This window comes from Streptococcus mitis B6, assembly GCF_000027165.1.
In the GTDB taxonomy this organism is placed as follows: Bacteria; Bacillota; Bacilli; order Lactobacillales; family Streptococcaceae; genus Streptococcus; species Streptococcus mitis_AR.
Window position 1 is genome coordinate 724,884 of record NC_013853.1, and the last position, 11,940, is coordinate 736,823.

Annotated in this window: 8 protein-coding genes and 1 pseudogene; all 9 read left to right on the forward strand. The window is 40.5% G+C overall.

Annotation, left to right across the window (positions count from 1 at the left end; translation table 11 throughout):
- Position 1: 1 nt before the first annotated feature.
- On the forward strand, positions 2-1,471 hold the full coding sequence (locus SMI_RS03890) for an O-antigen polysaccharide polymerase Wzy family protein (RefSeq protein ID WP_000565077.1): 1,470 nt from the start codon (positions 2-4) through the stop codon (positions 1,469-1,471).
- A complete protein-coding gene (locus SMI_RS03895) occupies positions 1,464-2,498 on the forward strand; it encodes a hypothetical protein (RefSeq protein WP_000461488.1) in 1,035 nt (344 codons plus the stop codon). Before SMI_RS03890 ends, SMI_RS03895 begins: the two co-directional genes overlap by 8 nt.
- A 305-nt stretch (positions 2,499-2,803) precedes the next feature.
- Positions 2,804-3,541 (forward strand): adaptor protein MecA, encoded by a 738-nt coding sequence (gene mecA, locus SMI_RS03900; RefSeq protein WP_000782679.1) that lies wholly within the window; start codon positions 2,804-2,806, stop codon positions 3,539-3,541.
- Between the two features lie 150 nt (positions 3,542-3,691).
- Positions 3,692-4,978: a homoserine dehydrogenase gene (locus tag SMI_RS03905; RefSeq protein WP_000216350.1), complete on the forward strand. Its 1,287-nt coding sequence runs from the start codon at positions 3,692-3,694 to the stop codon at positions 4,976-4,978.
- 1 nt (position 4,979) lies between these two features.
- Positions 4,980-5,849 carry a homoserine kinase gene (gene thrB / locus SMI_RS03910; RefSeq protein WP_000692421.1) on the forward strand — a complete coding sequence of 290 codons (870 nt, stop codon included), beginning with the start codon at positions 4,980-4,982 and terminating at the stop codon, positions 5,847-5,849.
- Between the two features lie 213 nt (positions 5,850-6,062).
- On the forward strand, positions 6,063-7,001 hold the full coding sequence (gene msrB / locus SMI_RS03915) for a peptide-methionine (R)-S-oxide reductase MsrB (protein WP_000818187.1): 939 nt from the start codon (positions 6,063-6,065) through the stop codon (positions 6,999-7,001).
- 60 nt (positions 7,002-7,061) lie between these two features.
- Positions 7,062-8,786 carry an ABC transporter ATP-binding protein gene (locus SMI_RS03920; RefSeq protein WP_000681739.1) on the forward strand — a complete coding sequence of 575 codons (1,725 nt, stop codon included), beginning with the start codon at positions 7,062-7,064 and terminating at the stop codon, positions 8,784-8,786.
- A 1-nt stretch (position 8,787) separates the two neighbouring features.
- The gene (locus tag SMI_RS03925; protein WP_001254278.1) at positions 8,788-10,536 is read left to right on the forward strand and encodes an ABC transporter ATP-binding protein; all 1,749 of its coding nucleotides are present in this window, start codon (positions 8,788-8,790) and stop codon (positions 10,534-10,536) included.
- A gap of 101 nt (positions 10,537-10,637) precedes the next feature.
- Positions 10,638-11,875, forward strand: a pseudogene (locus tag SMI_RS03930) (TRZ/ATZ family protein).
- Positions 11,876-11,940: the final 65 nt, after the last annotated feature.

Sequence of the window (11,940 nt, forward strand, 5' to 3'; positions counted from 1 at the left end):
AGTGATTGATGGAAAACGATTATTATTTAGTTTGACCATAGTCAGTTATGCCTTGACGCTAGTAAGTGGAATTGTGTATCTGTTTAATAATAACAATGTTAGCTTGCTTTCTACTTTATTGTTCTTACTGGTTAGTAGCTTAATTGCTTGTTGGAATGATATCAAGTATTACTTAATCCATTTTATTTTCTTTTTAACTATTTTTGTATTTCTGGTATCAAGGCCGACTATTGATTACTTTAGGGATGGTGCTTTGGATACCTATCATCCCATAGCCTATCGCTTTGCCTTTATAGTCGTCATGGTTTCGATATTGGGATTGACTACAGGAGGGCTCCTAGCTCGCTATTTTATAGCTAGAAAGAAAATACAAGTATCCAAGATAGGAAGTTCTCTAAAAGAGGTTTACATCAAGCGGTTGCGCTTTGTATCGCTAGGAGTTTTTCTTCTAACCTATCCTTTCTATTTCATTCGCTTATTTGAACGACTCCTGTATCGCTTGCAGACTTCCTACTATACCTACTATGCAAACTTTGAAAGTAAACTGCCTTATTTTACCTATATCTTATCAACATTTACGGTCTATGCAATGTGTATGTATTTGGCAACTAAGCCAAAGAAATGGCAGGCCACAGCAGTGCTTGTCTCCTTTATTGCAGCTAATACTATTCATTTGGCAATCGGGACACGAAATCCCTTTATTTTAAGTATTTTATTTGCATTCGTTTATTACTTTATGCGGGAGCAAACAGAAAAAGGAAAATGGATTGGGTTTAAAGAAAAGTTAGCGATTTTTGTAGGTTCTCCTATTCTCATGTTAGCGATGGGAGTGCTCAATTATGTACGGGATAATGTCCAAGTTTCCCATACAGGTTTCTGGGATATCTTACTTGACTTTATCTATAAACAAGGGACTAGTTTTGGTGTTTTGGCTAGAGGTTTTCTATTTAACAGTAGCCTACCTTATCGAGATTTCCGTAATTTTACTTTTGGTCCTGTTATTGATTATTTTGCAAGGGGAAGTTTGGGGGCAATTTTCGGAGGAAAAGCCTTTGAGCATACAACCAATAGTGTGGAACTAGCTGTTGATAGTAATAGTTATGCCCACAATCTATCCTATCTTGTTTTGAACAAGGAATACCTGAAAGGACATGGTATTGGAAGTAGTTATATCATGGAGTTGTATACAGACTATGGCATGATAGGAGTCTTTCTACTTAGTCTCTTACTCGGTATGCTATTTATAGCCATGCTGCAAGTAGCCTACCGATCAAGAACAATCCTATTTGCCTTGTCCCTACTCATCTTGAATAATCTATTCTTTATGCCAAGAAGTAGCTTTTCAGAAAGTTTCTTCAATCTATTTACAATGCAATTCTGGGGAATTGTTCTTGTGATTATATTCGTAGCGAAAATGCTTACAAAAGAGAACCAGTATCTACTAAACAAAGGAGAAAAAAATCATGTTTGAACATTATTCAGTAGCTGATTTATTTGCAAATCTTTACAAAAAACGAAAAGCAAATATTTTAGCTCTCATCGCTTTATTTGCTCTCATTGCTGTACCATTTACAATTAAAGCAGTTAAGAATAAAAATACTGTCAAAGACACAACAAGTTATTCAACTTATATCAGCTATAAAATCACCCCTCCAGAAGATTCAGCTAAAACGATTTTGAATCATCAAATTGGTGGTTATAGTGATTTCTATGGGAAATTGATTGATGGTAATTTGAATGGAGCTTATCTTTTCAATGATGTAGAGCCTAGTGAGTTGAAAAAAATTGCCAGTGAATTGGATACGACAGAGACAACCTTGAAAAATTCAACGAATGACTATTGGTGGAAAAAATTGACCGTCTACTATATGATTGACGATGCAGGGGTTGGTGTGAAAATTTTGACACCAAGTAAAGATGCTAATGACTTGTTGGAGCGAAAAATTGATGGATTGATTGAGAAATTTAAACACACTTATGCAAATGTAAAAATTGAAAAACTGGAAACCATCAACTCTAAAGAATTGAATGCAAACGGTGAGACAGCGCTTGGATTGAATGTGAAGAATCTGATTCTTCGTTTATCTGTTATTGGAGTTATCTGTGTGATTTTGGTTGTGATGGGAAATGTATTGGTTTATCTCTTTAATCCAACAATCAATAGAGCAGGTGATTTTTCTCAGTATCAAATTGATTTTGTAACAGAGATTACAACAATTGCTAATCTAGCAGATATTCTATCATACAAAAATGCTGGACAAGAATTGACTATCGTTAGCTCAAATAAAGCTATTCTAGATAAATTAAAACAAAATCAAGAGACTTTGAAAGGAATGCATTTTGTAGATTTACAAGATGTACCATCTCTTTTGGAAAGAGATACAGTCCTTCTTGTTGAAGAATACGGAGTGACTCGTTATAAGAAATTTGAACAAAGTCTTCAAATTCTTCGAAACTTAAATCGTTCTATCCTCGGTGTAGCAACCTTTAAACTATAAGCTTTCTGATGTATTAGGTCTTCAAAGTTGGCTAAGAGTCGATTTTGAAGGCTTTTTCTATTTGTCTGCAGAAATTTTCTTTTATACTCAATGAAAATCAAAAAGCAAACTAGGAAGCTAGCCGCAGGTTGCTCAAAGCACTGCTTTGAGGTTGTAGATAAAGCTGACGTGGTTTGAAGAGAAGTATTAGAGTCTTCTACAGAAGTTACCCTATTGAAAATCTATCCCGACAGAGGAGCCTTCTTTTGATAAAATCGTAAAAATCTAGTATAATAGATAGAACTGAAAGTATGAGGTTACTAGCAATGAAAATGAAACAAATCAGTGATACAACTTTGAAAATCACGATGTCTTTAGAGGATTTGATGGATCGTGGAATGGAGATTGCTGACTTTCTCGTTCCTCAAGAAAAAACAGAAGAGTTCTTTTATGCTATCTTGGATGAGTTAGAGATGCCTGATAGCTTTCTAGATACAGGTATGTTGAGCTTCCGTGTGACTCCAAAACCTGATAAGGTCGATGTCTTTGTAACCAAATCAAAGATTGATCAAAATCTAGATTTTGAAGACTTATCGGATTTACCAGATATGGAAGAATTGGCTCAAATGTCTCCAGATGAATTTATCAAAACCTTGGAAAAAAGTATCGCAGACAAAACTAAGGATGATATCGAAGCCATTCAATCTCTAGAGCAGGTTGAAGCCAAGGAAGAAGAGCAAGAGCAGGCTGAACAAGAAGCTGAGAGCAAGAAAGAGCCTTACATCTACTACATCCTTTCTTTTGCTAAGTTGGCTGACTTGGTGTCTTTTGCCAAGACAGTGACTTTTGAGATGGAAACTTCTGAACTCTACAAGATGAATGAGCGCTATTATTTGACCATTTTAGTGGATATTGAAAATCATCCAAGTCCATATCCAGCTTGGCTGTTGGCTCGTATGCGCGAGTTTGCGGACGATAGTGATATCAGTCGTTCAGTTTTGCAAGAGTATGGTCAAGTCTTGATGAATCACGATGCAGTGCTTAATCTGAAAAAGATTGGATAATCATTTCTAGAAAGCTATTTCTAGATTTTAAGGAGAGCGAATCGTCTGATTCGTTTTTTCTTTTTATACTAAAATAGTGATTTACTGTGATAGGAATTTTCACAAAATTCTGTTATAATGGCTATATTAGAAAATTTCGAGGAGACAAACATGACAGTTAAAATTGCTTTACTAGGATTTGGTACCGTTGCAAGTGGAGTGCCTTTCCTCCTAAAGGAAAATGGAGAAAAAATCAATCAATCAGCACATTCAGAGATTGAAGTTGCCAAGGTATTGGTCAAGGATGAAGATGAAAAGAATCGCTTGCTTGCAGCAGGGAATGACTTTAACTTTGTAACCAATGTAGATGATATTTTATCAGATCAAGACATTACGATCGTAGTGGAATTGATGGGGCGTATCGAACCTGCTAAGACTTTTATCACTCGTGCCTTGGAAGCTGGCAAACACGTTGTTACTGCTAACAAGGACCTTTTGGCTGTCCATGGTGCAGAATTGTTAGAAATCGCTCAAGCTAACAAGGTAGCACTATACTACGAAGCAGCAGTAGCTGGTGGGATTCCAATTCTTCGTACCTTGGCAAATTCCTTGGCTTCTGATAAAATCACGCGCGTGCTTGGAGTAGTCAACGGAACTTCTAACTTCATGATGACCAAAATGGTGGAAGAAGGCTGGTCTTACGATGATGCTCTTGCGGAAGCACAAAGACTTGGATTTGCAGAAAGCGACCCGACAAATGACGTAGATGGAATTGATGCAGCCTACAAGATGGTTATTTTGAGCCAATTTGCCTTTGGCATGAAGGTTGCATTTGACGATGTAGCCCACAAAGGAATCCGCAACATCACACCAGAAGACGTAGCTGTAGCTCAAGAACTTGGCTATGTAGTGAAATTGGTTGGTTCAATCGAGGAAACTCCTTCAGGTATTGCTGCAGAAGTGACTCCAACCTTCCTTCCTAAAGCGCATCCACTTGCCAGTGTGAATGGCGTAATGAACGCTGTCTTTGTAGAATCTATCGGTATTGGTGAGTCTATGTACTACGGACCAGGTGCTGGTCAAAAACCAACTGCAACAAGTGTTGTAGCAGATATTGTCCGTATCGTTCGTCGTTTGAATGATGGTACCATTGGCAAAGACTTCAACGAATACAGCCGTGACTTGGTCTTGGCAAATCCTGAGGATGTTAAAGCAAACTACTACTTCTCAATCTTGGCTCCAGACTCAAAAGGTCAGGTCTTGAAGTTGGCTGAAATCTTCAATGCCCAAGATATTTCCTTTAAGCAAATCCTCCAAGATGGAAAAGAAGGGGATAAGGCGCGTGTCGTTATCATTACACACAAGATTAATAAAACCCAGCTTGAAAATGTCTCAGCTGAATTGAAGAAGGTTTCAGAATTCGACCTCTTGAATACCTTCAAGGTGCTAGGAGAATAAGATGAAGATTATAGTACCTGCAACCAGTGCCAATATCGGGCCAGGTTTTGACTCGGTCGGTGTAGCTGTAACCAAGTATCTTCAAATTGAGGTCTGCGAAGAACGAGATGAGTGGCTGATTGAACACCAGATTGGTAAATGGATTCCACATGACGAGCGTAATCTCTTGCTCAAAATCGCTTTGCAAATTGCACCAGACTTGCAGCCAAGACGTTTGAAAATGACCAGTAATGTTCCCCTGGCGCGTGGTTTGGGTTCTTCCAGCTCGGTTATTGTTGCTGGAATTGAACTAGCCAACCAACTGGGTCATCTCAACTTGTCAGACCATGAAAAATTGCAGTTGGCGACCAAGATTGAAGGACATCCTGACAATGTAGCTCCAGCCATTTATGGTAATCTCGTTATTGCAAGCTCCGTTGATGGGCAAGTTTCTGCTATCGTGGCTGACTTTCCAGAGTGTGATTTCCTAGCCTACATTCCAAACTATGAATTGCGTACTCGAGACAGCCGTGGTGTCTTGCCTAAAAAATTGTCCTACAAGGAAGCTGTTGCTGCTAGTTCTATCGCCAATGTGGCGGTTGCAGCCTTGTTGGCAGGAGACATGGTGACCGCTGGGCAAGCAATCGAGGGAGATCTCTTCCACGAACGCTATCGTCAGGACTTGGTGAGAGAATTTGCGACGATTAAGCAAGTGGCCAAAGAAAATGGTGCTTATGCAACCTACCTCTCTGGTGCTGGGCCGACAGTTATGGTCTTGGCTTCTCATGACAAGATGCCAACGATTAAGGCTGAATTGGGAAATCAACCCTTCAAAGGAAAACTTCATGACTTGAAAGTTGATACCCAAGGTGTCCGTGTTGAAGCAAAATAAAGAATAGAAGATAGGATGGGGAAACTCGCGACCAGAGGGCTTCCTATCCTTTTTTTGAAAAGAAGTTTATACTTAATGAAAATCAAAGAGCAAACTAGGAAGCTAGCCACAGGTTGCTCAAAGCACTGCTTTGAGGTTGCAGATGTAAGCTGACGTGGTTTGAAGAGATTTTCGAAGAGTATTAGTTAAAAACTTGATAAAGGAGAAATAAAGATGGCAGAAATTTATCTAGCAGGCGGTTGTTTTTGGGGCTTAGAGGAATATTTTTCACGAATTTCTGGAGTGCTAGCAACCAGTGTTGGCTACGCTAATGGACAAGTCGAAACGACAAATTATCAGCTACTCAAAGAAACAGACCATGCAGAAACGGTTCAAGTGATTTATGATGAGAAGGCAGTTTCACTTAGAGAGATTTTACTTTATTATTTCCGTGTTATTGATCCATTATCAGTCAATCAACAAGGGAATGACTGTGGACGTCAGTATCGGACCGGAATTTATTACCAAGATGAAGCTGATTTGCCAGCTATCTACACAGTGGTGCAGGAGCAGGAGCGCATGCTGGGTCGAAAGATTGCAGTGGAAGTGGAGCAACTTCGCCACTACATTCTGGCTGAAGATTACCACCAAGACTATCTTAAGAAGAATCCTTTAGGTTACTGTCATATCGATGTGACCGATGCTGAGAAGCCATTGATTGACGCAGCAAATTATGAAAAGCCTAGTCAAGAGGTGTTAAAGAAAAGATTAACCGAAGAGTCCTATCGTGTTACCCAAGAAGCTGCTACAGAGGCTCCATTTAGTAATGCTTATGACCAAACCTTTGAAGAAGGAATTTATGTAGATATTACAACAGGTGAGCCACTCTTTTTTGCCAAGGATAAGTTTGCTTCAGGTTGTGGTTGGCCAAGTTTTAGCCGTCCTATTTCCAAAGAGTTGATTCACTATTACAAGGACCTGAGTCATGGAATGGAGCGAATCGAGGTTCGTTCTCGGTCAGGAAATGCTCACTTGGGTCATGTTTTCACAGATGGCCCTCGGGAGTTAGGTGGCCTTCGTTACTGTATCAATTCGGCATCCTTGCGTTTTGTATCCAAGGATGAGATGGAAGAGGCAGGATATGGCTTTCTATTGCCATACTTAAATAAATAAAACAGAGAGGGTGGGTACTTCCCACTTTCTTCATTTATAGAATACGAATAGAAGGGATTTATGAAACACCTATTATCTTACTTCAACCCCTACATCAAGGAATCCATTTTAGCACCCTTGTTCAAGCTACTAGAAGCTGTGTTTGAGCTCTTAGTTCCCATGGTGATTGCAGGAATTGTTGACCAATCCTTGCCCCAGAAAAATCAAGGTCATCTCTGGATGCAGATTGGTCTGCTCCTTATATTTGCAGTGATTGGCGTTTTAGTGGCCTTGATAGCCCAGTTTTACTCAGCTAAGGCTGCGGTAGGTTTTGCCAAAGGACTGACAAACGATCTTTATCATCATATTTTGTCTTTACCTAAGGATAGTAGAGACCGTTTGACAACTTCTAGCTTGGTCACTCGCTTGACTTCGGATACCTACCAGATTCAGACTGGGATCAATCAATTCCTGCGTCTCTTTTTGCGAGCGCCCATTATCGTTTTTGGGGCTATCTTTATGGCCTATCGAATCTCAGCTGAGCTGACTTTCTGGTTCTTGGTCATGGTTGTCATTTTGACCATAGTCATTGTAGGCCTTTCTCGGTTAGTCAATCCTCTCTACAGCAGTCTCAGAAAGAAAACGGACCAACTAGTTCAGGAAACACGCCAGCAATTACAAGGGATGAGAGTTATTCGTGCTTTTGGACAAGAAAAACGAGAGTTACAGATTTTTCAAACTCTTAACCAAGTCTATGCTAGATTACAAGAAAAGACAGGTTTCTGGTCCAGTTTATTAACCCCTTTGACCTATCTGATTGTGAATGGAACTCTCCTCGTCATCATCTGGCAGGGCTATATTTCTATTCAAGGAGGATTACTCAGTCAAGGTGCTCTCATTGCCCTTATTAATTATCTCCTACAGATCTTGGTGGAATTGGTCAAGCTAGCTATGCTAATAAATTCTCTCAACCAGACCTATATCTCAGCCAAGCGAATCGAGGAAGTTTTTGCTGAGGCTCCAGAAGATATTCATTTAGAATTAGAGAAAAAGCAAGTTACCAGCAATCAGGTTTTACAAGTTCAAGAATTGACCTTTACTTATCCTGATGCGGCCCAGCCTTCTCTGAGAGACATTTCCTTTGATATGAAGCAAGGGCAAATCCTTGGTATCATTGGAGGAACGGGTTCTGGTAAATCAAGTTTGGTGCAACTCATTCTTGGACTTTATCCAGCAGACAAGGGTAGCATTTCACTTTATCGAGATGGATCTAGTCCTCTTAATTTGGAGCAGTGGCGGTCTTGGATTGCCTATGTGCCCCAAAAAGTCGAACTTTTTAAGGGAACTATTCGTTCCAACCTGACTCTAGGTTTAGATCAAGAAGTAACTGACCAAGAACTTTGGCACGCCTTGGAAATTGCGCAAGCAAAGGATTTTGTCAGTGAAAAGGAAGGGCTTTTGGATGCCCTAGTTGAGGCAGGAGGGAGAAATTTCTCAGGTGGACAAAAACAAAGGCTGTCTATCGCTCGAGCAGTCTTGCGCCAAGCTCCATTTCTCATCCTAGATGATGCGACCTCGGCCCTCGACACTATTACCGAGTCCAAGCTCTTGAAAGCTATCCGAGAAAACTTACCAAATACAGGATTAATCTTGATTTCTCAACGAACCTCGACGCTTCGTATGGCTGACCAGATTCTCCTCTTGGAAAAAGGTGAGTTACTAGCTGTTGGCAAGCATGAGGATTTGATGAAGACTAGTCAAGTCTATCGTGAAATCAATGCATCCCAACATGGAAAGGAGGACTAGCATGAGACGACAAACTGCAAACCAGACGCTCAAACGTTTAGCCATAGATTTAGCCAGCCATCCCTTCCTCCTTTTCCTAGCCTTTCTAGGAACTGTTACCCAGGTTGTTTTATCGATTTACCTACCTATCTTGATTGGGCAGGTCATAGACCAAGTTCTAGTAGCTGCTTCTTCACCAGTTTTTTGGCAGATTTTCATTCAAATGGTCTTGGTAGTCATAGGAAATACCTTAGTTCAATGGGTCAATCCTCTCCTTTATAATCGCCTAATTTTCTCTTATACCAGAGACTTGCGAGAGCGAATCATCTATAAGCTCCATCGGTTACCGATTGCCTTTGTGGATCGACAAGGAAGTGGAGAAATGGTCAGTCGTGTAACCACGGACATTGAACAGTTAGTAGCTGGTTTGACCATGATTTTTAACCAATTTTTCATTGGAGTCTTGATGATTTTGGTTAGTATTCTAGCCATGCTCCAAATCCATCTCCTCATGACTCTCTTAGTCTTATTGTTGACGCCACTATCCATGGTGATTTCACGCTTTATTGCCAAACGCTCCTATCATCTCTTTCAGAAGCAAACAGAGACAAGAGGAATTCAGACTCAGTTGATCGAAGAATCGCTTAGCCAGCAGACCATTATCCAGTCCTTTAATGCTCAGGAAGAGTTTATTCAAAGATTGCATAAGGCTAATGAAAACTACGCAGGTTATTCTCAGTCAGCCATCTTTTATTCATCAACGGTTAATCCTTCGACTCGCTTTGTCAACGCGCTCATTTATGCACTTTTAGCTGGAGTGGGAGCTTATCGTATCATGATAGGCTCTACCTTGACCATTGGACGCTTAGTGACTTTTTTGAACTATGTTCAACAGTACACCAAGCCTTTTAACGATATTTCTTCAGTGCTAGCTGAGTTGCAAAGTGCTCTCGCTTGCGCAGAGCGCGTCTATGCTGTCTTAGAAAGCTCTGAGGTGGCTGAAACAGGTAAGGAAGTCTTGACCAGTGACCAAGTTAGGGGAGCTATTTCCTTTAAACAGGTTTCTTTTGGCTACCATCCTGAAAAGATTTTGATTAAGGATTTATCTATTGATATTCCAGCTGGTAGCAAGGTTGCTATTGTTGGTCCGACAGGTGCCGGAAAATCAACCCTTATCAATCTTCTCATGCGTTTTTATCCCATTAACTCTGGAGATATCTTGCTGGATGGGAAATCCATTTATGATTATACCCGAGCATCATTGAGACAGCAGTTTGGCATGGTGCTCCAAGAAACCTGGCTCAAGCAAGGGACCATTCATGACAATATTGCCTTCGGCAATCCTGATGCTAGTCGGGAGCAAGTGATTGCTGCTGCCAAAGCAGCCAATGCAGACTTTTTCATCCAACAGTTGCCACAGGGTTACGATACCAAGTTGGAAAATGCTGGAGAATCTCTCTCTGTTGGTCAGTCCCAGCTTTTGACTATTGCCCGAGTCTTTCTGGCTATTCCAAAGATTCTTATCTTAGACGAGGCGACTTCCTCCATCGATACACGAACAGAAGTGCTGGTACAGGATGCCTTTGCTAAACTCATGAAGGGAAGAACAAGCTTTATCATTGCCCACCGTTTGTCAACCATTCAGGATGCGGATTTGATTCTTGTCTTGGTGGAGGGCGACATTGTTGAGTATGGGAGCCATCAGAAACTCATGGCTCGAAAGGGCAAGTATTATCAAATGCAGCAAGCAGCAGATTTTAGCTTTGAATAAGCCATTCTCTTTTGAAAGTTTATGGACGAAAAAAGTTGCCTTCGGGTGACTTTTTTGTTACAATAGCTAGAAAAAATCAAGGCCTTAGAAGGAGAAAAACAATGAAAGTCTATCAGCATGTAAATATCGTGACTTGTGATCAAGATTTCCATGTTTATCTAGATGGAATCTTAGCCGTTAAGGATTCTCCAATCGTCTATGTTGGTTAAGAGAAGTCAGAGATTTTAGAGCAAGCTGAGCAGATTATAGACTATCAGGGAGCCTGTATTATGCCTGGTTTGGTCAATTGTCACACCCATTCTGCTATGACAGGATTGAGAGGAATTCGAGATGATAGCAATCTCCATGAATGGCTCAATGACTATATCGGCCAGCAGAAGCAGGATTTACTCCTGACATGACTACCAAGGCGGTTAAAGAAGCTATGATAGAGATGCTCCAGTCGGGAACAACAACCTTTAACGATATGTATAATCCCAATGGTGTGGATATTGAACGGATTTATCAGGCAGTGAAAGATTCCAAGATGCGTTGTTATTTCTCACCTACCCTCTTTTCTTCTGAGGCGGAGACAACTAATGAAACTATAAGCAGAACTCGAGCAATCATTGAAGAAATTATTGGCTATAAAAATCCAAATTTCAAGGTTATGGTAGCCCCTCATTCTCCATACAGCTGTAATCAAGACTTGCTACAAGCGAGTTTAGACATGGCAAAAGAACTGAATATTCCTATCCATATCCATGTGGCGGAGACCAAGGAGGAATCAGGAATTATACTGAAACGATACGGTAAACGTCCTCTTGCTTTTCTCGAAGAACTGGGTTACTTAGATCATCCGTCCGTCTTTGCTCACGGGGTTGAATTAAACGAGAGAGAAATTGAAAGCTTGGCAATGTCTCAAGTATCTATCGCGCATAATCCTATCAGTAATCTTAAATTAGCCTCAGGAATTGCTCCAATTATCCAGCTCCCAAAAGCAGGAGTGGCAGTAGGAATTGCGACAGATTCAGTTGCTTCCAACAACAACCTTGATATGTTTGAGGAAGGACGGACTGCAGCCCTTCTTCAGAAGATGAAAAGTGGAGATGCCAGCCAATTTCCTATTGAAACAGCTCTCAAGGCTCTGACAATCGAAGGGGCTAAGGTTCTTGGAATGGACGAACAGATAGGAAGTCTGGAAGTCGGCAAGCAAGCAGATTTTCTCGTTATTCAACCACAAGGGAAAATTCATCTCCAACCTAAAGAAAATATGCTCTCTCACCTGGTTTATGCTGTCAAATCCAGTGATGTAGATGATGTTTATATCGCTGGACAACAGGTTGTTAAGCAAGGTTAAGTCCTGACAGTAGAACTTTAAAATAAAAATCACAAAAATTTTAAAAAATGGTAACTTCTAAAACT

Coding starts and splice junctions, on each gene's coding strand:
- SMI_RS03895 (WP_000461488.1), top strand. CDS start 1,464: ATGTTTGAACATTATTCAGTAGCTGATTTATTTGCAAATCTTTACAAA.
- mecA (WP_000782679.1), top strand. CDS start 2,804: ATGAAAATGAAACAAATCAGTGATACAACTTTGAAAATCACGATGTCT.
- SMI_RS03905 (WP_000216350.1), top strand. CDS start 3,692: ATGACAGTTAAAATTGCTTTACTAGGATTTGGTACCGTTGCAAGTGGA.
- thrB (WP_000692421.1), top strand. CDS start 4,980: ATGAAGATTATAGTACCTGCAACCAGTGCCAATATCGGGCCAGGTTTT.
- msrB (WP_000818187.1), top strand. CDS start 6,063: ATGGCAGAAATTTATCTAGCAGGCGGTTGTTTTTGGGGCTTAGAGGAA.
- SMI_RS03920 (WP_000681739.1), top strand. CDS start 7,062: ATGAAACACCTATTATCTTACTTCAACCCCTACATCAAGGAATCCATT.
- SMI_RS03925 (WP_001254278.1), top strand. CDS start 8,788: ATGAGACGACAAACTGCAAACCAGACGCTCAAACGTTTAGCCATAGAT.